19 protein-coding genes are annotated in these 21,302 nt (G+C 70.5%); 6 read left to right on the top strand and 13 right to left on the bottom strand.

The window, feature by feature from the left end; all coding sequences use genetic code 11:
• The first annotated feature begins 83 nt into the window (after nt 1-83).
• Entirely contained in the window at nt 84-959 is an 876-nt protein-coding gene (locus ACH4S9_RS04270) for a helix-turn-helix transcriptional regulator (RefSeq protein WP_398369709.1), read from the top strand.
• Between the two features lie 57 nt (nt 960-1,016).
• Here the strand turns inward: ACH4S9_RS04270 and ACH4S9_RS04275 are convergent, their stop codons facing one another.
• The 6 genes from ACH4S9_RS04275 to ACH4S9_RS04300 all read right to left on the bottom strand — a co-directional run bounded on the left by ACH4S9_RS04275 (nt 1,017) and on the right by ACH4S9_RS04300 (nt 7,570).
• The gene (locus tag ACH4S9_RS04275) at nt 1,017-2,417 is read right to left on the bottom strand and encodes a GntP family transporter (protein ID WP_398369711.1); all 1,401 of its coding nucleotides are present in this window, start codon (nt 2,415-2,417) and stop codon (nt 1,017-1,019) included.
• Entirely contained in the window at nt 2,414-3,346 is a 933-nt protein-coding gene (locus ACH4S9_RS04280) for an NAD(P)-dependent oxidoreductase (RefSeq protein ID WP_311722715.1), read from the bottom strand. The genes ACH4S9_RS04275 and ACH4S9_RS04280 overlap by 4 nt, the downstream gene beginning before the upstream one ends.
• 167 nt (nt 3,347-3,513) lie before the next feature.
• A complete protein-coding gene (locus ACH4S9_RS04285) occupies nt 3,514-4,371 on the bottom strand; it encodes a ketose-bisphosphate aldolase (protein WP_398369714.1) in 858 nt (285 codons plus the stop codon).
• Complete coding sequence (locus ACH4S9_RS04290) at nt 4,371-5,786, bottom strand: four-carbon acid sugar kinase family protein (protein WP_398369716.1); 1,416 nt, start codon at nt 5,784-5,786, stop codon at nt 4,371-4,373. Before ACH4S9_RS04290 ends, ACH4S9_RS04285 begins: the two co-directional genes overlap by 1 nt.
• A gap of 119 nt (nt 5,787-5,905) precedes the next feature.
• A complete protein-coding gene (locus ACH4S9_RS04295) occupies nt 5,906-6,619 on the bottom strand; it encodes a FadR/GntR family transcriptional regulator (RefSeq protein ID WP_361192735.1) in 714 nt (237 codons plus the stop codon).
• Nucleotides 6,620-6,787: 168 nt separating this feature from the next.
• The gene (locus ACH4S9_RS04300; RefSeq protein ID WP_398369718.1) at nt 6,788-7,570 is read right to left on the bottom strand and encodes an intradiol ring-cleavage dioxygenase; all 783 of its coding nucleotides are present in this window, start codon (nt 7,568-7,570) and stop codon (nt 6,788-6,790) included.
• Nucleotides 7,571-7,934: 364 nt separating this feature from the next.
• Between ACH4S9_RS04300 and ACH4S9_RS04305 the strand changes: the two genes are divergently transcribed.
• The 3 genes from ACH4S9_RS04305 to ACH4S9_RS04315 all read left to right on the top strand — a co-directional run bounded on the left by ACH4S9_RS04305 (nt 7,935) and on the right by ACH4S9_RS04315 (nt 11,236).
• The gene (locus ACH4S9_RS04305; RefSeq protein ID WP_361192729.1) at nt 7,935-8,969 is read left to right on the top strand and encodes a pectate lyase; all 1,035 of its coding nucleotides are present in this window, start codon (nt 7,935-7,937) and stop codon (nt 8,967-8,969) included.
• 84 nt (nt 8,970-9,053) lie between these two features.
• Nucleotides 9,054-10,400, top strand: coding sequence for a jacalin-like lectin (locus ACH4S9_RS04310; RefSeq protein ID WP_398369721.1), 1,347 nt, complete (start codon nt 9,054-9,056; stop codon nt 10,398-10,400).
• 11 nt (nt 10,401-10,411) lie between these two features.
• Entirely contained in the window at nt 10,412-11,236 is an 825-nt protein-coding gene (locus tag ACH4S9_RS04315; RefSeq protein WP_361192724.1) for an EI24 domain-containing protein, read from the top strand.
• 3 nt (nt 11,237-11,239) lie between these two features.
• Here the strand turns inward: ACH4S9_RS04315 and ACH4S9_RS04320 are convergent, their stop codons facing one another.
• From ACH4S9_RS04320 to ACH4S9_RS04330, 3 genes are all read right to left on the bottom strand, one after another.
• On the bottom strand, nt 11,240-11,530 hold the full coding sequence (locus ACH4S9_RS04320; RefSeq protein WP_398369723.1) for a hypothetical protein: 291 nt from the start codon (nt 11,528-11,530) through the stop codon (nt 11,240-11,242).
• Between the two features lie 94 nt (nt 11,531-11,624).
• Nucleotides 11,625-11,897 carry a hypothetical protein gene (locus tag ACH4S9_RS04325; protein ID WP_398369725.1) on the bottom strand — a complete coding sequence of 91 codons (273 nt, stop codon included), beginning with the start codon at nt 11,895-11,897 and terminating at the stop codon, nt 11,625-11,627.
• Nucleotides 11,894-12,055, bottom strand: coding sequence for a hypothetical protein (locus tag ACH4S9_RS04330; RefSeq protein WP_385345793.1), 162 nt, complete (start codon nt 12,053-12,055; stop codon nt 11,894-11,896). Before ACH4S9_RS04330 ends, ACH4S9_RS04325 begins: the two co-directional genes overlap by 4 nt.
• 106 nt (nt 12,056-12,161) lie before the next feature.
• Here ACH4S9_RS04330 and ACH4S9_RS04335 point away from each other — a divergent pair, with 106 nt between their 5' ends.
• Together ACH4S9_RS04335 and ACH4S9_RS04340 are read left to right on the top strand one after the other, a co-directional pair.
• Entirely contained in the window at nt 12,162-12,998 is an 837-nt protein-coding gene (locus ACH4S9_RS04335) for a Scr1 family TA system antitoxin-like transcriptional regulator (RefSeq protein ID WP_385345795.1), read from the top strand.
• The gene (locus ACH4S9_RS04340) at nt 12,995-13,204 is read left to right on the top strand and encodes a DUF397 domain-containing protein (protein ID WP_385345797.1); all 210 of its coding nucleotides are present in this window, start codon (nt 12,995-12,997) and stop codon (nt 13,202-13,204) included. Before ACH4S9_RS04335 ends, ACH4S9_RS04340 begins: the two co-directional genes overlap by 4 nt.
• A gap of 40 nt (nt 13,205-13,244) precedes the next feature.
• Here ACH4S9_RS04340 and ACH4S9_RS04345 read toward each other — a convergent pair whose 3' ends face one another.
• From ACH4S9_RS04345 to mmsA, 4 genes are all read right to left on the bottom strand, one after another.
• Complete coding sequence (locus ACH4S9_RS04345; RefSeq protein ID WP_385345799.1) at nt 13,245-17,225, bottom strand: trypsin-like peptidase domain-containing protein; 3,981 nt, start codon at nt 17,223-17,225, stop codon at nt 13,245-13,247.
• Between the two features lie 61 nt (nt 17,226-17,286).
• Entirely contained in the window at nt 17,287-18,465 is a 1,179-nt protein-coding gene (locus tag ACH4S9_RS04350; protein WP_385345801.1) for an aldose epimerase family protein, read from the bottom strand.
• A gap of 33 nt (nt 18,466-18,498) precedes the next feature.
• Entirely contained in the window at nt 18,499-19,731 is a 1,233-nt protein-coding gene (mmsB, locus tag ACH4S9_RS04355; RefSeq protein WP_311722730.1) for a multiple monosaccharide ABC transporter permease, read from the bottom strand.
• Nucleotides 19,728-21,290 carry a multiple monosaccharide ABC transporter ATP-binding protein gene (gene mmsA, locus ACH4S9_RS04360; RefSeq protein ID WP_398369730.1) on the bottom strand — a complete coding sequence of 521 codons (1,563 nt, stop codon included), beginning with the start codon at nt 21,288-21,290 and terminating at the stop codon, nt 19,728-19,730. Before mmsA ends, mmsB begins: the two co-directional genes overlap by 4 nt.
• Nucleotides 21,291-21,302: the final 12 nt, after the last annotated feature.

Genomic DNA, 21,302 nt, shown 5'->3' on the forward strand with positions numbered 1-21,302 from the left:
CAGGAAGTACAAGGTTCTTCCTGGTAAAAGCGGTACCAGGCTGGGCCCGCGACGCCCGCCGCCCCCGGCCGGATACTGAACCGATGAGCGGAACAGGGAGCGGAGACGACGCGGCCGGCGACCTCGCGGGCGCGCTGCGCCGCTGGCGCGACCGGCTCGACCCGGCGACGGTCGGCCTGCCGGCCGGGCGCGTGCGCCGCGCGCCGGGGCTGCGGCGCCAGGAACTGGCCCAGCTCGCGGGGATGTCCGTCGACTACGTCATCCGCCTCGAACAGGGCCGCGCGACCTCCCCGTCCCCTCAGATCCTCACCGCCCTCGCCCGCGCCCTGCGACTCTCGGAACCGGAACGCCGCCACCTGTTCCTGCTCGCGGGCCGGCCCGCGCCCACCACCGACCGCATCTCGTCCTACCTCACCCCCGGCGTCCAGCGCATGCTCGACCAGATGCGGGCCACCCCGGTCGGGGTGTACGACGCGGCGTGGACCCTGATCGCCTGGAACCAGCTGTACGCCGCGCTGCACGGCGACCCCTCCGGGCGCTCGGAGCGCGAGCGCAACGTCCTGTGGCGCCACTTCACCGGACGCCCCGACCGCGTGACCCACACCCCCGAACAACAGGCCCGCTTCGAAACCGCCACCGTCGCCGACCTGCGCTCCGCCACCGCCCACTACCCCGCCGACCGGCCCTTGCGCACCCTCGTCGCCGACCTGCGCCGCGCCAGCGACCGCTTCGCCCGGCTCTGGGACGCCCACGCGGTGGGCAGTCACACCATGGACACCAAGACCGTCCACCACCCCGACGTCGGCCCGCTCGTCCTCGACTGCGATGTCCTCAACGCCCCCGGCAGCGACCTCCACGTCGTCATCCACACCGCCGCGCCGGGCACGGATGCGGCGGACAAGCTGAGCCTGCTCGCGGTGATCGGTACGCAGGCGATGACGGGAAACGCGTGTGCCTGACCCCACCGGGGCCAGGCACACGCGGTCCGGCTCGCCGCCGTCTCGTGGCGATACCCGCTAAACGACCAGCCAGAGCAGGCTCGTCAGCAGGAAGCCCGCCACGCCCATCGCGGTCGTCAGGACGGTCCAGGTGCGCAGGCCGTCGCCGACCTCCAGGCCGACCAGGCGGGTGAACATCCAGTAGCCGGCGTCGTTGATGTGCGAGACCGACAGGCCGCCCGCGCCCATCGCCAGGCAGACCAGGGCCAGCTGCTGCGGGGACAGGTCGGTGCGCTGGAGCAGCGGGGTGATCAGGCCGGCCGTGGTGACCAGGGCCACCGTGGTGGAGCCCTGCACCGCGCGCAGCAGCATCGTCATCGCGAAGGCCAGGGCCAGCAGCGGCAGGCCCGTACGGTCCAGGACGTCGGCCACGGCGTCGCCGATGCCGGTCTTCACCAGCACCTTGCCGAAGACACCGCCCGCGCCCGCCACCAGGATCACCATGGCCACGCCCGGCAGCGCCGAGCCCATGACCTCGGAGATACGGGCGCTCGACCAGCCGCGCCGGGCGCCCAGGAAGTACGCGGCGAGCGCCGCCGCGACGAGCAGCGCGACCATCGGGGCGCCCAGGACGGTGAGGACGGCGCGGAGGGTGGAGCCCTCGGAGAGGAAGTTGGTGCCGATGGTGCCGAGCAGGATCAGGACGATCGGGGTGACGATGAGGCTCACCACCATGCCGAAGGACGGCGGGTTCTCCGCGCCCTCGACCACGGCCTTGGGCGCGGGCCCGGCCTCGGCCCCGGCCTCGTTCTCGGACCCGTCCCCGGCGCCGAACACCTTCGCGTACACATCGGCCGTCATCGGGTACTCGCGGCGCGTCATCCGCTTGGCGAGCAGATAGCCCAGCAGGATCACGACCGCCGTCACCGGGATGCCGAAGAGCAGCACCCAGCCCTGGTCGGCGCCGATCGTCGTGGCCGCCGCCACCGCGCCGGGGTGCGGCGGCAGGAAGGCGTGCACGGTGAGCATCGCCGCGCCCATCGGCAGGGCGTACACCAGCAGCGGCTTGCGCGACGCGCGGGCCACGCCGTACGCGATCGGCATCAGGATGATCAGGCCGACCTCGAAGAACACCGGGATGCCGAGCAGAAATCCGGCCGCGGTGAGCGCGAGCGGGGTGCGCTTCTCCCCGAAGCGTTCCATGAGCGAGTGCGCCAAGGACGCGGCGCCGCCGGACAGTTCGATGATGCGGCCGATCATCGCGCCGAGGGCGATGATCGTGGCGATGTGGCCGAGCGTCGAGCCCATGCCCTCTTCGATGGTGGCCACCAGCTCCGCGGCCGGGACACCCGCCGTGAGCGCCACGCCGATGGACACCACGACCAGGGCGACGAAGGGCTGGATCTTCGCCTTGATGATCATCAGCAGCAGGAGGGCCACGCCCCCCGCCGCCACCGCCAGAAGCGCGCCGTGGCTCATCGGCCTTCTCCTCTCGGGGACAGGACGGTCACGATGGAGGAGTCGTCGCGGGCCGCGAGCCCGGCCCGCTCGCCCAGCAGATACAGCTGCTCGGCCGCCGAGGCCAGCGGCACCGGCACATGCGCGTGCTTCGCGATGCCGGTCACGATGCCCATGTCCTTGACGAAGATGTCGAGGCGGGAGCGGACCTCGACGGAGTCCGCGTCGTCCCCGTACACCTGCGCCATGCGCGGACCGCGGTCGGCGAACATGAACGAGCCCGCCGCGCCCTGGCTCAGGCTGTCGATGACCGTCTGCGGGTCGAGGCCGAGGCCGCGCGCGAGGGCCACCGCCTCGGCCGCGGCGGCGATGTGCACGCCCGCCAGCAGCTGGTTGATGGCCTTGAGGGCCTGGCCGTCGCCGGGCTTGTCGCCGATGACCGTCAGGGTGGAGGCGAGCCGGTCGAGCACCGGGCGGGCCGCCTCCAGGGCGGCCGGCTCCGCGCCGACGACGATCAGCAGATCGCCGTTCCCGGCGCGGGTCGGACCGCCGCTGACCGGGGCGTCGACGAGCCGTACGTCCGCGCCGCGCTCGGCGAGGGCGGCGGCGGTCGCGCGGGCCGCCTCCGGGCCGACGGTGCTGGTCAGTACGACCACGGCCCCGGCCTTCAGCGTCGCGGCGGCGCCCGAGTCGCCGAACAGCGCGCCGTCGACCTGGGCCTGGTCGCGTACGGCCAGCACGACGACATCGGCGTCGCGGGCCGCCTCGGCCGGGGTGGCGGCCTCGGTGGCCCCGTGCTCGACGGCGAGCGCGCGGCGCTCGGCCGCGATGTCGAACACGGCCACCGGGAACGCCCCGGCCAGCCGCTGGGCCATGGGCAGCCCCATGGCGCCCAGGCCGATGACCGCGGTCCGGGGTGTGGATGTTGACGGGTAAGCGGATGTGGACATGCGGGTTCCTTGGGAGGGAGGAGGGGGAGGGGACGAGAAAAAGGCATGAGAGGGCACAGCGGGGCTGTCGCCGCTGGGGGACGCCCACGCCCAGCGTCTGTGAGGGGTTGGCCCGGGCCGGCGCGGGTCGCGCCCGGCCCGAGCTACGTTGCGGAGGGGGAGCGGGGCTACGCCGCCGAAGTGGCCGGCGACAGCTTCCGCGTGATCCGGAGCGCGGTGGCGGCGACCGCCTCCCGCCCCGCGGCCCATGTCGACACGACATCCGAGCCGGGCAGCGCGCCGGGCAGGGCCGCAGCCATTGCGTCCAAGTACGCGCGCCGCAGCTCCGCGTTGACGTTCACCTTGGCCACGCCGCGCCGCACCGCCCCGAGTAGCTGCTCCTCGGGCAGCCCGCTCGCGCCGTGCAGCACCAGGGGCACCGGGACGACGTCACGGATGCGCTCCAGGCGGTCCAGGTCCAGCCGTACCGGCTCGGCCGTGAAGCCGTGGACGTTTCCGACCGCGACCGCCAGCGCGTCCACACCCGTCGCGGCCACGAACTCCGCGGCCTGCTCCGGGTCGGTCATGGAGCCGCCGGCCGCGCGCGCGTCGGTCGAGACGTCCTCGTCGCCCGCCAGCGCGCCCAGTTCGGCCTCGACCCAGACGCCCGCGGCGTGGGCGCGCTCGACGGCCTTGCGGGTGAGCGCCACGTTCTCCGCGAAGGGGAGGTGCGAGCCGTCGACCATGACCGAGGTGTAGCCCGCCTCGACGCAGGCGGTGATCTCCTCCAGGTCCCGGCTGTGGTCCAGGTGCACACCGAGCTCGGCGTCCGAGCGCCGGGCGGCGGCGAGGGCGAGGGCCATCAGGGCCTCGCGGCCCGCGTGCTTGAAGGCGCTCGACCCGGCTTGGAGCAGCACCGGCCGGCCGGCGGTCTCGGCCGCCGCGACGATGCCCTGCACGGTCTCGAGGTTGTAGGCGACGAAGCCGGGTATCGCCCGGCCCTCGCGGGCGGCGGCGGTCAGGGCGTCGGTTCCATGCAGCAGCATCATCGGCTCCGGAGCAGGTCGATGGCGTCGGCGAGGGCGTTGTCGTCACCGACGTTGCCGGCGAAGACGATGTACGGGATGCCCACGCTGGGGCCGGACTCGGGCTCCCAGAGCGAGACGATGCCGGGGAGCAGGGTGCCGCGGGCCCAGGCCCGGCGGATCTCCAGGCCCTCGGTCGCGATGTCGCTGGAGGTGATGCCGCCCTTGGCGACGACGAACGCGGGCCGCCGCTCGGCGGTGACCGCCCGTACGGTCTCGACCAGCGCGGCGGACACGCTCCGGGCGATGGCGAGCGAGTCGTCCGCGTCGGCGCCGGTGACGACCGAGCGGGTGGTGCGCACCACGACCTCGCCACCCTCCAGCGCCCCGGCGCAGGCCTTCGCCACCTCGGCGATGTGCGCGGCGCGGCGCTCTTCGTCGAGCAGGGCGGGCACATCGAGCTCGAACTCGGCGATCCCGCCGCGCTCGCGCAGCCGGTCCAACTGGCGGGTGGTCAGCCCCACATGCGAGCCGACGGCGATCAGGCCGTGGCCCGCCGGGGCGGCCGCGTCCCGTCCCGCCCGGAGCTCCGCCGCCGTCAGCGGGGCGCGGGCGGCCTGGCCGGCGCGGGCCCGTACGAAGGAGGGACCGCAGCGGTACAGCAGCCGGGCGCCGCCGGCCTCCGCCTTGGCCGAGGCGAGGGCGAGGACGCGCAGGTCGTCGTCGGCCAGGGCGTCGGCAACGGCCGTCCGGCCCTCGCGCAGCGAGCCCAGCAGCCCGGCCACGTGCTCGGGGCCGCGCACCCGCAGGTCCTCCAGCGTGATGCGCAGCACGTCGGCCGCGGCCACCCGGCCGCCGGTCTTCTCCTCGATCCACTCCGGGAGGCGGGAGTTGGCGTAGCCGAACGTGGCGTCGCGCGCGAACTCGCTCCGCCCGACCGGCAGCATCCCCTCCGCCGTGCGCATCCAGTGCACCGAGTCGGCCGTGAGCCGGCCGGCCTCGATGTACGCGGGGACGAGCACGACGCCGTCCACGGGCACCTCGTCGGCCAGGACGTCCGTCTCCAGCGGGAAGTGTCCGCGCAGCGTGGAGTCGCCGCGGCTGGCCAGTACGTAGCCGATGCCCTCGGCGGCCGACGCCTGGGCCAGGGCGCGGACGACCTCACGGTTGCGGGCGGCGGCCGCGTCCGGGTCGAGGCTGCGGGTGTTGGTGAGCACGAAGAAGGCCGTGCTGTCCTGGCGCAGCGCCCACCGCAGGTCCTCGACCGTCCAGGTGGTGAGGACGGGCACATCGGCGACGGTCTGGGTGCCGGTCGGGTCGTCGTCGAGCACGACCAGGCGGCGGTCCGCGGCGAGGGCGGCGGCCACCTCGGCGGGGGTCACCTCGCGGGGCGGGGGCAGCTCGTGCGCCTCGGGGAAGTGGAGGGTCTGGGACATCGGTGGATCTTCTTTCGTGCGGTGTCCGGGCAGGCCGGGGCCGTGGCCCGGCCCCTCGGGTGTGATGGGGGCGGGCCCGGGAGGTGGTGCGTCCGGCGAGGCGGGGTGAAGCGGTCGGCTCAGGCGTCCTGTTGCTGGTCGACCCGCATGACGTGCGTACGCAGATCGTCCGTCGTCTGCGCCATGTGGTCGTCCATCGCGCGCCGGGCCTTCTCCGGATCCGCCGCGCGCAGCGCCTCCAGGACGGCCTCGTGGTGCTGGATGGCGTTCGTACGGATCTGGGGCACGGCCGAGGTCTGCCGGCGGCCCTCGACGAGCAGCCTGCCGAAGGGCTCGAAGAGGAGGGGGACGAAGGCGTTGCCCGAGGCCCGCATCACCACGTCGTGGAAGGCGATGTCCGCCTCGACGAACTGCTCGGTGTCCCCGGCCCGCGCGGCGGCCCGCATCTCCTCCAGCAACTCGTCGAGCTGCGCCAGGTCGTCCGCCGAGCGCCGGGCGGCGGCCAGCTGGGCGGCCCCGACCTCGATCATCCGCCGGGCCTCGATCAGCTTCTCGGAGACCGCGCCGCCCGTCCGGGGCCCGGCGGCAGCGGCGCGGATCATCGGCTCCAGCGCGGTCCACTGGTCGGGCGTGTTGACGTAGGTGCCCCGGCCGCGGTGGATGCGGACGATGTTCTGCGACCGCAGAACCTTGATCGCCTCGCGGAGCGTGAGCCTGCTGGCCTCGTGCTGCTCGGCCAGCACGGCCTCCGGGGGGAGCGCGGTGCCGGGCGGGTAGTGGCCGTCGATGATCGCGGACAGCAGTCGCTCGGCGATGTCGTCGGACAGCGGCATTGCTGTCGACCTCCTTGCCGTGTGCATCAGACATCAGACATCTGATGTCTCAGCGAAGGTAGGCAGGGTTCGGGCGGCCGTCAACCCCCCGAGGCAAAAAAACGGCCCCCGCCGGGCCGTGGGTGGCGTGCCGGGCGGGGGCCGCAAGGGGTGAGGGGGGCGGGCCGGTCAGGCGTCCGGGTCCACGCCGACCGTGAGCGTGCCCTGGTAGCCCGCCGAGGGCGAGGAGCCGAGCGCCGTCAGGGTCAGCAGGCCGGAGGAGGCCCCGCCGCCGTCGTAGATCCCGTCGGCGTCGAGGGTGGTGCGGGGGACGGTGTTGGTGGAGTACGGGGAGAGTTTCGCGACGGCCTGGGTGACGGTCTCGGAGAAGAAGAGCTGGCCGGTGTGGAGCTCGTTGCCGCCGGTGAACGAGCCGTCGGAGGTGAGCGTGACGTCGGTGTGCACCTTGAGGTGGATGTGGATGCAGCGGCCCCGGTACCAGCCGGGATAGATGCCGGTGAGTTTGGCGACCCCGTCGGTGCCGGTGAGCACACCGCCGCGAAGGAACTTGCCGTTGTCCGGCTCCTGGTGGCCGTTGTTGCCGACGAAGCCGGAGTACTCGCCGAGCGCGTCGCAGTACCAGATCTCCACGAGCGCCTTGTCGAGGGGCGCGCAGGTGGCGTTGTCGACGACGGTGAGGGTGAGCTGGAGCGGGATCCCGGGCTTGCCCTCCGAGACGTCGGAGCGGACGAGCGCGTGCTGGAGGTAGTAGGGGCCTTCGGTGAGCTCCTTGGTGAGGGTGCATACGGCGGCCGCCGCGGGGGCGGCTTGGAGGGTTCCAGCTTCGGTTCCGGCTTCGGCGCGGCCGGTGGCGGTGGCGGCGGCCGTGCCCAGGCCGACGGCCGCGGCGGCGGCGCTGCCGGCGATCAGTACTCTGCGGCGCCCGATGGGGGCGTGAGATGAGTCTGTCATGAGCACGCAAAGTAGGAGGGCTCTCTGTGTGCGTGCTGTGGGTTCGGCAAAGTCTCGGCGCGTCAACGTCCCTTTAAGGCCATCTCCTTGTGACGCGAGTGAACCGATTGCCTTTCTGTGAAAGGTTGGCTGACGGCTGCGCAAGGGCGTTGACATGACTACAAGCGCTTACTAGCTTCGTCCGTGGTAGCTGCCCTCTGCTGGCGCGGACTGACCACCCGCTTGGCAGCAGAGTCGAAACACGTCAGAGCCGCACCTTTGGCGATCTCCACCGGCCCTAGCGACCAGCGTGCTTGCCGCCAATCAGCAAGCGCTTGCCTCCCCTCCCGTGTGGAGATCTTCTCGAAACGAGAGGACTCCCCCCATGACAGACCAGCGCACCATCCTCCGTCGGCGCAACCTGACCGCTGTCGCCGCGGGCGCCGTGGCCGCGCTCGCCCTCGGCACCATCTCGGCCGTCTCCGCCCAGGGCGCGCCGACCGACGCCGCCACCGACACCTCCGCCTCGGCCGCCTCGGCCGCCATCACGGCCGAGAACTCGCCGATCGGCTTCGGCGCGGGCACCACGGGCGGCGGAAACGCCTCCGCCACCACCGTCTCCACCCTGGACGCCTTCAAGAGCGCCGTCGCGAGCGACAGCGCGAAGGTCGTCAAGGTGTCCGGCCTCATCTCGCTGACCGGGCAGGTGGACATCGGCTCCAACACCACCGTGCTGGGGGTGGGTTCGTCGTCCGGCTTCACCGGCGGCGGGCTGCGGCTGAAGGAGTCGACCAATGTCATCATCCGCAACCTGAACATCAGCAAGCCGCGGAAGCCCTCCGACGCGATCACGATCCAGGAGTCCACGAGGGTGTGGGTCGACCACAACACCCTCTCGGCCGACCGGGACCACGACAAGGACTATTACGACGGCCTGTTGGACATCAACCACGGGTCCGACAACATCACCGTGTCCTGGAACAAGTTCGCCGAGCACTTCAAGGGCAGCCTGGTCGGGCACAGCGACAACAACGCAGGCGAGGACACCGGCCACCTGAAGGTGACCTACCACCACAACTGGTTCACCAACGTGTACTCGCGGATCCCGAGCCTGCGGTTCGGAACCGGACACTTCTACGACAACTATGTGCAGGGCGCGGAGACGGCCGTGCACCCCAGGATGGGCGCGCAGATGCTCGTCGAGAACAACGTGTTCCGTGACACCCAGGTGGCGGTGACCACCAACCGCGACAGCGACGTGGACGGATACGCGGTACTGCGCGGCAACGACCTGGGCGGCGCGGCCACCGAGATCTCCCAGGTCGGCAGCTTCACCAACCCGCCGTACTCGTACACCGCCGAGCCCGCGTCGTCGGTCGTCTCGACGGTGACCGGGCAGGCCGGGGCCGGCAAGCTCTGAGCACCACCCCCACACCCGTACCGCCCCGCCGGAGCCGACTCCGGCGGGGCGGTACTCCCCGTGAACCCCGGGAGAGGACCCCACATGAGACATGCCGGACGGCTGGGAATCGTACTGACGGCGGCGCTCGTCGCGGCCACGGCAGCGCTGGGCGGCGGCACACCGGCCGCGGCGGTGGACACCCCCAACGCCGCCCCCGACAGCGGCTCGTTCAACGTGCTCACCTACAACGTGGCCGGGCTGCCCGAGGGTCTTTCCTCCGGCCACCCCGAGAAGAACACCCCGCTCATCTCCCCGCGCCTGGGCGCGTACGACCTGGTCAACGTCCAGGAGGACTTCAACTACCACGCCGCGCTGTACGCGGGCGACGACCACCCGTACCGCACCCCGACCAGCGGCGGAGTGCCCTTCGGCGACGGCCTCAACACCCTTTCCGACCTGCCGTACGACGACTTCGAGCGGGTGAAGTGGGCCAGCTGCAATGGCACCGACTGCCTCACCCCCAAGGGCTTCTCCCTCGCGCGGCTGCGCGTGGCCGAGGGCGTCCACGTCGACGTCTACAACGTGCACACCAACGCGGGCACCACGGCCGCCGACCTCGCCGCCCGCCGCGCCAACATCACCCAGCTCTCCGACTTCATCGCCGCCAACTCCGCCGGCAACGCGGTCATCGTCATGGGCGACACCAACACCCGCTACACCCGCTCCGAGGACAACATCCGCGACCTGACCGGCCGCAACGGCCTCACCGACGCCTGGGTCCAGCTTGTCCGCGGCGGCTCCGCCCCGCCCGCCGGATCCGACGCCCTGGTCTGCGACCCGGACCACGTCACCAACACCTGCGAGGTCGTCGACAAGGTCCTCTACCGCTCCAGCCCGCTGCTCACCCTCACCGCCACCCGCTACAACAACGACCACCCCGGCTTCCTCGACGCCGCCGGTGAGCCGCTGTCCGACCACTACCCGCACACCGTCGACTTCTCCTGGAAGCTCCCGCAGGGCCTGCGCGCCAGCGACCAGTTCGGCGGCCCCCACGGCACGGCCTTCAACGACGCCGACGACCTCCCCGCCACCCCCGCCGCACCCCGCACCCTCACCCTGCGCGGCGCCTCCCGCCTCGACGCGGTGTCCCTGTCCCTCGACGGCGGCACCACCCTCACCCACGGCGGCCCCGGCGGCACCGCCACCTCCCTCACCCTCGCCCCTGCCGAACACCTCACCTCGGTCACCCTCACCCAGGGCACCAAGGACGGCCGCACCCGCCTCTTCTCCGCCGCGTTCACCACGGACACGGGCCGGCGGCTCGCCGCCGGAACGCCGACCGCCGACGCGGTGACCTACGCCGCGCCCGCCGGCTGGCAGATCACCGGCTTCACGGGGCGTGCGGGCGACGAGATCGACAAGCTGGGCGTGGTTTACGCGCCCAAGTAAGCTACGGCCCCATGCGTGATCTTGCGGCCGGGTTCGGCTACATGGTGAAGGGGCAGCGCTGGGTCGCCCGGCACGGACGGTGGTGGGGGTTCGGGATGATTCCCGCCCTCATCACCCTCGTCGGGTACGCGGCGGCGCTCGTCGCCCTGTTCTTCTGGACCGACGACATCATCGACTGGTCCACCCCCTTCGCCGACGGCTGGCCCTCGCCGTGGCTCGACGTCTTCCGGGGCGCGCTCGCCGTCCTCTTCGTCGGCGTCTGCCTCTTCCTCGCCATCCTCACCTTCACCGCGGTCACGCTGCTCGTCGGCCAGCCCTTCTACGAATCCCTCTCCGAGCAGGTCGACATCTCCGAGGGCGGCACCGCGCCCGAGTCCGGTCTGCCGCTGTGGCGCGAGCTGTGGATCGGCCTGCGCGAGGCCATCGGCCTGCTGCTGCGCGCCGCGATCTGGGGGGCGCTGCTCTTCGCGCTCGGCTTCGTACCGGTGATCGGCCAGACCGTGATCCCGGTGCTCGCCTTCTGCGTCACGGGCTTCTTCCTCACCGAGGAGCTCACGTCGATCGCGCTGCTGCGGCGCGGCGTGCTCCTCAAGGAGCGGCGTCGGCTGCTGAAGGGGCGCCGCATGTTCACCCTCGGCTTCGGCGTCCCGCTGGCGCTGGCCTTCTTGCTGCCGCTGGTCGCGGTGTTCCTGATGCCGGGGGCGGTGGCGGGGGCGACGCTGTTCACGCGCGACCTGATGGGGGAGGAGGCGCAGGCGGATGACGATGAGGACGGGGACGACGACCGTACGCCGCCGGGCTACCCTGCGGCGCCTTATTCCGGGGCGCAGCCGTAGCGGCTACGGGGTGAAGCGAACTGTCACGTTCGCCCAGCCGTCCGGACTCGCGTACTGCCATTCGCCGACTTCATCAGCCGACAGCATCGCCTCGGAGTACAGGGCTGCGACGAGGAGTTTCCAGGGCTCGTCTCGCTCGGCGGTTTCCTCGTGGGCCAGGTCCCGTAGCGATGTGGAGGCCGCTGTGAAGATGGCGGTGCGGATGTCGAAATACCGCGTGTGGTCGGCTTTTCCTGTGGTGACGCCGGATGTGCTGATGAACGTCCATTCGGCGTGCCAGGGGCCATCTGCCATGGGGGCTTACTCCGGCGAAGTGCTCTGCGGCATGACTTTGCGGTGAGTATGAGACGACGACACGCCGTGGGGTCGGCGTGTCGTTGTCTCATACTCACCGCAGATGGCGATCTTGACCGGTCCCGGCCATGCCTCGTTGGCGCTGGGCGTGAAGCGTGGCGATGGCGCGTAGCTGCCGCCGCTCGTACGCGGTGGCCGGTCGCACCGAGGCACAGTGCGATCGCCATTTGAGGCCGGTGGGTCGGGTGAGGCAGACCATCGGGCCGTCGAAGTCGGCGATGGTCGCGGGCATGTCGTAGTGCCGGTCGTAGACCACCATGCCGACCGCGAGGCTGGGCAGGAGGGTGGTCCAGTGCGCGCCGCTCACTGCGACCCCCGCGCCAGGTGCTGAGCGATCTGTTCGCCCAGGGCCACCGACTGCTGCCGCAGGTCCTCCAGGGTCGGCTGGTCGTCGCCGCGCTGCTGCCCCTGCTGTTCGTGCTGTTCGTCGGCCTGTCCTGGCGGGTTCACGGTTTCGCCAGCCATCGGCCGCTCCTCTCCGTAGTGTTTCCGCTACTAAGTGCGTTCAGCGTGGCCTACGGTGGAGACCCGTTCAACGTGTCGGCAAGGAATGGAAGGTAGCGAACGGACCATGAACAAGAACGAGTTGAACCCGGACGCCTCCGCTGAGGCGGCCTACGGGGCGCGTTTACGCAGCCTGCGGGAGGCTCGCGGCTGGACTCAAGAGAGCCTTGCCGAACGTACGGAATATTCCAGCGTGCATATTTCGGCCGTCGAGAATGGTCGGAAGCCTCCAACCCTCCGTTTCTCGCGCAGCGTGGATGTGGCGTTCGGTATCGCGGGCACGCCAGAGTCGTTCGAGCGCGAGTACCGCGAGATCAAACACGGCGGTCTGTTGGAGGGTTTCCCGGAGTACGTCGGGTTCGAGGGTCGGGCAGTCGAGATCCGGCTGTTTCAGATCGGGCTGATCCCCGGTCTGTTGCAGACCCCTGAGTACGCGCGGACGGTCGCGGATGGTGACGTGCGGCGCGGGGCCATCCCGCCCGAACAAGCTGAGGAGCGCGTGTCCTTCCTCGTGGAGAGGCAGGCCGCGCTGGTGCGTCCCCGGCCCCCCATGGTGCTTGTCGTGATGGATGAGAGCTGTCTTCGTCATGAGGTGGGCAACGCCGCAGTCATGGAGGGTCAGCTACGGCGACTGGTCGAAGTCGCCTCTCTTCCCAACTGGGTACTGCAAGTGTCGCCCTTTGCGATAGGAGCGCGGCGATCGTTCAACCTGCCGGTCAACCTCCTCACTCTGGCCGACCGATCCGTGATGGCGTACACCGAGTCACAGGCACGGGGGCACTTGGAGCGCGAAACCACCGCTGTCGTACCCATGCTGACGGCATACCATCAGTTGCAGGCCGAAGCACTGTCGCAGGCGGAATCCGTGGCCATGATCGAGCAGGTACGAAAGGGCATCTCGTGACGACCGAATCCCCCCGCTGGTTCAAGTCCTCCTACAGCAGCAACGGCGGCGACTGCGTCGAGGTCGCCGCCAACCTCGTCGCCTCGCGCGGCATAGTCCCCGTCCGTGACAGCAAGGAGCCGCACGGCCCGGCGCTCGTCTTCGAGTCGCCCGCCTGGTCGTCGTTCGTCGCCGCCGTCAAGGGCGGGGAGTTCCCCGCCGCCTGACCACGAAGAGAACGGTGCACCGCGTCGACCGTACGGCGACCTACCCCTCGTCCACGCCTTCGGTGAGCTGATCGAGCAGGGCAGCCAGCCACTCGACGTCTTGGTGGCGCGAGAAGGCGGTGTCGAGCGGTGCGAGTGAGGCGTACACGGTCCGGAGCGCGGAGATGTCTTCCGGGGTGAGGGGAGAGCCGAGAGAGCGCAGCTCGTCCACGGCCTCCCTGACCCAGTACAGGCTGCGGAGTTCGGTGTTGCCCGCAGACACCGCGAGCACCTTCCGGTACTCGGCGGCCGCCTCGCCCTGCTTGCCGCAGCATGCCAGGAAGCCGCCGAGCAACGCGAATTCGAAGGCGTACGTGGCCAGAGCTGACCACCGTCGGAGCACATCCTCCAGAGCCCCCCGCTCGCCGCACCGCTCCAGCATCCGGGCCAGATGCACCAAGTCCCGCCCGGACAGGTGGGGGGAGGCGGCCGCTTCGAGCAGCAGGGCCCGTCCCTCCTCGGGGCGGAGCGCGGACAGCAGCCGCAGGGGCGTGGCGAGATCCGCCCCCATCTCACAGGTGTCGGGATCGCCCATGCACGCGTGCACCAGGGTCAGCGCGAGGCGGCTGGCCTCGTCTTCCACCCCCGCACCGGCGAGGAGCCGGGCGATGTCCAGTGCCGCACTCCCCGATACCGGCCGCCGGGACAGTGCGATGAGCGTTTCGACCGCCACCGCGTGGAACTCTCCGCCGAGCAGGTCCTGGACCGCGCGCAGAGCAATTGAGACCTCAGTGTCCGGGTGGTTGGCGATGGTCAGCAGCGCCTCCAGGCCCCGCGGGTCTCCAGCCCATACGAGGTACTTGGCGATCTCCACCGCCTCGTCCAATGGGATGGGACGGGCGAGACGCGCCTCCGTGGCCTTCCGTACCTCGTCGACATAACCCTCGCCATGCAGCGTGCGGGCGACTTCGGCCCAGTAGGGCCCCCACAGCGGGGGTGAGGTGCCGTCCTGTCCGGGAGCCAGTGCGGCCAGGGCCGGCTCTGGTACGCCCGTTCGCACCAGCACGGTGTACGGGGTGGCGTTCACCTCGTCGGACGGGAGAGGAGCGCCGAGGATCCGCCGTGCGAGAGCCGCGGCTGCCTCATCCTGTCCGGCGGACAAGTAGGCCTCGGCAGTGGCACACAGAGCCTGGACGATGTCCCTGAGCCGGTACTCCCGCTCGCCCCTCCACATGTGGCTGTCAGCGGGCGGCCAGTTCTCGACCATGGTGAAGAGCGCGTCGGTCATGGAGTCCGCTGTGTCATACGCACCCGCCTGGATCAGTAACCGCATGTTGTCCTTGTCGGGCAGCCGATCACCGTCGGGGGACAGGTCCAGCAGGCGCAGCAGCGATACCGTATCCCCCAGTGCGAGAGCGCAGTTGCCAAGGAGGAAACGCCCCAGTCCGTCGGCGGCCCACAATGACACATCGGTGAGGACACGTCGCACGGAGCAGTGGATCCGGCTGCCCAGGGCCAGCAGGTGGTACGCCGCGGCGATCCGTCCTTCGCTGACCGCACCGCTCCAACTCCTCCCGGAGTTCGGCGACCTATAAGTCGTGTGCTCAAAATGCCGCGACGCCAGAAGACGCTCGGCCTTTGCCAGTGCGGCCTCGAAACCGAAGATGCGCCCGAGTGCAACGACGGCACCTGTGCGCGCGGTGATGCTGAGCCGATCGTTGTCGGCCATGGTCACCAGGGCCTGGTACGCCGCGTCGCGCATGGGCTGGGCAGCAATCAGAGCGCAGAACTCCTCTGCGTGCCAGAAGGAACCGGCCCTCTCCAGCAGCCGGTTCAGCACCGAGCTGGTGAGGACATCGGGCACTCGCACCCCCTCCGCCAGCAGCCGCCCGGCCAGCGCTGCGTGGTCGTCCGGAACACTGCTGTCCCCGCTCACGACGGCGATGCTGACCCTCCGGTGCACGCCAAAGAGGTCGTAGTCGTCACTGCTCCGCAGCAGCCACCCCACCAACCCCTCCGCATCGGCCCCCGCCCGCCTCGCCCAACATGCGATGGCCAGCACCCCGAAGTCCCGCCGCTCTCCCCGCAACGCATCCCGCACCAACTTGTCCCGCAGCGGCTCCGCCCCCGGCCAGTCGGCGGGCAGCCGACTCGCCGTGTCATGGGCGGCCAGGTATTCCGCGAAGCTGCGGTGAGCCCAATGCAACTCGCCCGAGCCCCGCTCGTACAACAACAACCCAGTGCCGCTCAGCAGACCGGTGACCACCTCGCGCCAGCCGTGTAGGAAGTCCGTGGCCTCGTCGGCCTGCTGCGCGATCCACCGCAGCGCCTCCTCCAGCAGCGGCGCGTCAGACGTCAGCGTGTTGTGGGCGAGCGCGGTGAGCAGCGGGACACGCGTGCCGTACAGCCACTCCGCGAGCCGCCGTGAGCCGCCCGCCTGAGCCACGGCCCGCAGCAGCCCGGCCCGCCGTTCCTCCTCCCCTGGACGGCCGCTGAGCAGATAGCCGACGCATTCCTGGTACAGGCCGGGGCGGCCGGTCGGGAGCGCGGCGCCCGGCGCTCGGCGGAAGATCGACAGGGTGATCGCCGCGACCAGGGGCGTACGGACCAACTGCCGCAGGCCGCTGCGTTCGACCTCCCGCAGGAAAGCCTCGGCCCGCTCGGCATTCCCGTTCAGCCAGCGGCGAGCCAGCTCGCGGAGCTGGGACTCGTCGAAGGGCGCGAGGGCGTACGAGGCGAGGCCCGCATCCCGCAAGGGGGCCAGCTCGTGCGCGGGCAGGAAGCGGGTGGTGACCACCCAGCGGTACGGCCCCGACGCGTTGGCCGCCACGATGGAGATCACGCGGCGCCGCGCCGCCGTGTCCACGATCTCGTCCAGGCCGTCGACCAACAGGAGCCAATTCGTGCCGCCGGACTCGAAGAGGTCGCGGGGGAGTTCGGTCCCCAAGTGGCCTCCCAGCCGCCGCTGCACCGACTCGCGCAGCAGGACGGGCAGCGGGGCGCCGCCGGTCAGGTCGACGGCGGGGATGCGTACGGCGTGTTCCCGCGCCCCGGGCGCCTCCGCACCGCGCCGCGCCACCCGCTGCGTGAACGTCGACTTGCCCGCCCCCGCCTCGCCCTCGATCAGCACATGCCGGTGCCGGTCCAGGATCTCCTCGGCCGGGATGGGCTCGGGGGTGGCCGCTTCGGTGTGTTCCACCACCCGCTGGTGGACATAGACGCGTTCCAGAGCAGGAGCGTCGGCGTCCAGGAAGCGGTAGGGCTGGACGTCGGAGTCCGTGCGCTCGGCGCTCAGCAGGGCCCGTATGGCCTCCTCCCGCTGCCCCGCTCGCCCGGCGGGCACGCGGACCTCCCGTAGCCCCTCCCGCCGCGCGGGAAAGCCGGTGAACAGGGCGAGTTGGGCCGACTCCGCCTGGCTCAACACCTCGTGCCAGCGGTCCACGCGTGAGGCCGTGAGCCGTCCCAGGCCCTCCGAAGCGTGATGTTCGATGACGACGCCGATGAGATGGCCCTCGCTCCACACCGCCGCACCCGACATGGCCTCCCAGGGGGACACCTCGGGGTCGGGGTCCGGAGCGGGGGCGTCGACCCGGATGGACAGGGTCTTCTGGCGGGCGTTGGACCAGGGGGAGGTGGTGCCCTGCTGGTGGTGGGCGTCTCGGAAACGGGTGCCCGAGCCGGGTGCGTCCTCGCGGAGCTTGAAGCGTGGGAAACCCATCATCGAGCAGGGGAGTTCGCCGTCGGCGGCCATGATCCGGCCGAAGGTGACCGGAGTGACGGGAGGCAGGTCCGGGGCGTCCACCACGGACACCACTGCTACGTCGATTTCCGGGGCCGTGAACACGACAACGCCGTCCGCGCTCCAGGCCCCGGGCTGGTCGGCCCGGAGGCGCAGGCGGACGGCGGTGGCCTCACGCACCACATGCGCGGCGGTCAGCACCGTACGACCGGTGACCAGGTACCCCGATCCGCGCTCACCCGGCCGCCCGTCACCGCGCTTGACGATGATCTCCGCGACCCGGTCAGGGTCCAGACCCGCCATGCGATCTCCCTCCCGCCCCGCACTGTAGCCAAAGCCCTGGCGGCGGGGCGGGAGGGAAACCTCAGCGCGTCGAGAACGAGTGCACCGTCGTCGACCGGTACGTCTCTCCCGGCCGCAGCACCGTGGACGGGAAGCCGGCCTGGTTGGGCGAGTCGGGGAAGTGCTGGGTCTCCAGGCAGAAGCCGTCGCCCTGCCGGTAGACCTGCCCCGATGTGCCCGCCAGCGTCCCGACCAGGAAGTTGCCGGTGTAGAACTGCACACCCGGCTCGGTGGTCGCGATCCGCATCACCCGGCCCGACTCCGGCTCGCTGACCGTCACGATGTGTTCGGGACGGCTCGTGATGCCCTTGTCCAGGACGAAGTTGTGGTCGATCCCCTGACCGAAGAGCACCTGCTGGTGCGCCTCGCGGATGTCCCGGCCGACCGCCTTCGACCGACGGAAGTCGAAGGGCGTGCCGGCCACCTTCGCCAGTTCGCCGGTCGGGATGAGGGTCTTGTTGACCGGGGTGTAGCGGGAGGCGGCGATCTGGAGCTGGTGGTCGTAGATGGAGCCGGTGCCCTCGCCTCCCAGGTTGTAGTAGGTGTGGTTGGTGAGGTTCACGACCGTGGGCTTGTCGGTCGTGGCCTCGTAGTCGATGCGCCAGTCGCCCGTCGGCGTGAGGGTGTAGTCGACGCGCACGGTGAGCTTCCCGGGGTAGCCCATCTCGCCGTCGGGGCTGACCCGGCGCAGGGTCAGGCCGACGTTGCCGCCGCCCTCGAACGGCTCGATGGACCACACCCGCTTGTCGAAGCCCTTGTCCCCACCGTGCAGGCTGTTGGGGCCGTCGTTGACGGGGAGTTGGTAGGCGTGTCCGTCGAGGGTGAACTTGCCGTTCGCGATGCGGTTGCCGTAGCGGCCGATCAGGGCGCCGAAGTACGGGCTGCCGGCCACGTACGAGTCCAGGTCGGCGAAGCCCAGCGACACATTGGCCATGCGGCCGTGGCGGTCGGGGATCTCCAGGGACTGGACGATGCCGCCGTAGGTGAGTACGGAGAGCCGGGTGCGGCCGTTCTCGATCGTCCAGCGGTCGACCTTGGTGCCGTCCGCCAGCGTTCCGAAGTGTTCCTTCACCGCGCGTCCGCCGCCCTTCGCGTCCTTCGCGTCCTTCGCGTAAGCCGTGCCCGTGCCCGTACCGACGGCCGTGGCCGCCAGCCCGGCGGCCGCTGCCGCCGTCATGAGTGTGCGTCTGCTCGTGGTCATGTGCGGCTCCATCGGTAGTGGTGGGAGACGGACTTACGAACCGACCCTGCGCTTGTTCCAGATGTCGAAGCCCACCGCGGCGAGCAGCACCAGACCCTTGATGACCTGCTGGTATTCGGTGCCGATGCCCACCAGCGACATGCCGTTGTTGAGCACACCGAGCACCAGACCACCGATGATCGCGCCCAGCACGGTGCCGACGCCGCCGCTGGCCGAGGCGCCGCCGATGAACGCGGCGGCGATGGCCTCCAGCTCGAAGTTGAGACCCGCGCTCGGGGTGGCGGAGCCCAGCCGGGCGGTGAAGACCAGGCCGGCGAGGGCGGCCAGCAGGCCCATGTTGACGAACACCATGAAGGTGACGCGCTTGTCGCGGACACCCGACAGCTTGGCCGCGGGCTGGTTGCCGCCCAGGGCGTACACATGCCGTCCGACGACGGTGTTGCGCATCACGAAGGCGAAGACGGCCAGCAGACCGCACAGGATCAGCAGACCGACCGGCGCGCCGTGCCAGCTGGAGAGGGTCATGGTGAAGGCCATCACCGCGGCCACGATCGCGGCGCACTTGACGTAGAAGAGGCCGATCGGCATCACGTCCAGCTCATACGCCGCACGCTGCTGCCGGCCCCGCCACTCCTGCCAGACGGCCGCCGCGCACACCGCGAGGCCGATGACCATGGTGGGGTTGTGGTACTGCGTGTACGGGCCCATCTCCGGGATGAAGCCGATGCTGATCTTCCGGAAGCCCTCCGGGAAGGGCGACAGGGACTGCCCGTCCAGCAGGATCTGGGTGCCGCCGCGGAAGACCAGCATCCCGGCCAGGGTGACGATGAAGGACGGGATTCCGACATACGCGATCCAGAAGCCCTGCCACGCCCCGGCCGCCGCGCCGACCAGCAGACAGAGGATGACCGCGAGTCCCCAGGGCACATCGTGGTTGACCATCAGCACGCCCGAGAAGGCGCCGACGAACGCGACCAGCGAGCCGACCGACAGATCGATATGGCCCGCGATGATCACGATCATCATGCCGATCGCGAGGATCAGGATGTAGCCGTTCTGCTGCACCAGGTTGGTGACGTTGAGCGGCCGCAGCAGGATGTTGTCGGACCATATCTGGAAGATGACGATGATCAGCGCGAGCGCCACCAGCATCCCGTACTGGCGCACATTGGCCCGCAGGCTCTGCACCAGCAGCGTCCCGATGCCCGGGGAGCCGTCGGCCGGCGGTGGTGCCGGGTTCTTGGTGTCCTGGGTCGCCGTGCTCATCCTTCGTCTCCTCTGTCCCTGGTCATGTGGCGCATCAGAACCTCCTGAGTCGCCTCGGCCCGCGGTACCTCCCCGGTCAGCCGCCCAGCCGCCATCGTGTAGATCCGGTCGCACATGCCCAGCAACTCGCCCAGCTCCGAGGAGATGAAGACGACGGCCTTGCCCTGTGCCGCCAGGTCGTTGATGACCGTGTAGATCTCGTACTTGGCCCCGACGTCGATGCCCCGGGTGGGCTCGTCGAGGATCAGCACTTCGGGACCCACATGGATCCACTTGCTCAGCACGACCTTCTGCTGATTGCCGCCGCTGAGCTTGCCCACCTGCTCGAACACCGTGGGGGCCTTGATGTTCATGGTCTTGCGGAACCGCTCGGCCACCCGCGACTCCTCGTGCTCGTTGACCACGCCGCGGCGCGCCACCTTGGCCAGCGAGGAGAGCGAGATGTTCCGGCTGATGGTGTCCTCGAGGTTGAGCCCGTAGTGCTTGCGGTCCTCGGTGACATAGGCGATGCCGTGCTCGATCGCCTCCGGGACGGTGCGGGTACGGACCTCCTTGCCGTCGCGGTAGACCCGGCCGCCGGTGTACCGGCCGTAGGCGCGCCCGAAGACGCTCATCGCCAGCTCGGTGCGGCCCGCGCCCATCAGGCCCGCGATGCCCACGATCTCGCCGCGCCTGACGTTCAGCGACACCCCGTCCACGACGTTGCGCTGCTGGTCGATGGGGTGGCGTACGGTCCACTCCTCGATGGCCATGGCCACCTCGGAGGCGTCGTCACCCTCGTACGGGGTGCGCTCGGGGAAGCGGTTGTCGAGGTCCCGGCCGACCATCCCGCGGATGATGCGGTCCTCGGAGACCTGCGGCTCCGCCTCCGGCGACTCGCGGACCACCATGGTCTCGATGGTCTGGCCGTCGCGCAGGATGGTGACGGAGTCGGCGACCCTGCGGATCTCGTTCAGCTTGTGCGAGATGATGATGCAGGAGATGCCCTGGGCCTTGAACTCCATCAGCAGATCGAGGAGTTTGCCGCTGTCCTCGTCGTTGAGCGCCGCGGTCGGCTCGTCCAGGATGAGCAGCTTCACCTCCTTGGAGAGCGCCTTGGCGATCTCCACGAGCTGCTGCTTGCCCACCCCGATGTCGGTGACCCGCGTCTGCGGCGACTCCGTGAGACCGACCCGCTTGAGCAGCGCGGTGGCGTGCTTGAGCGTCTCGTTCCAGCTGATCAGACCGCCCTTGGCGTGTTCGTTGCCCAGGAAGATGTTCTCGGCGATGGACAGATACGGGATCAGGGCCAGTTCCTGGTGGATGATGACGATGCCACGCTGCTCACTGGCCTTGATGTCCTTGAACGCGCACGCCTCCCCCTGGAACTGGATCTCCCCTTCGTAGCTGCCGTGCGGGTACACCCCGCTGAGCACCTTCATCAGGGTCGACTTCCCGGCGCCGTTCTCCCCGCAGATGGCGTGGATCTCGCCCTCGCGGATCAGGAGGTTGACGTCCGACAGCGCCTTGACGCCGGGGAAGGTCTTCGTGATGGAGCGCATTTCGAGAATGTGGTTCATGTTCCCGGCCTC

The sequence above is a fragment of the Streptomyces sp. NPDC021225 genome (genome assembly GCF_044332865.1).
Taxonomy (GTDB): Bacteria; Actinomycetota; Actinomycetes; order Streptomycetales; family Streptomycetaceae; genus Streptomyces.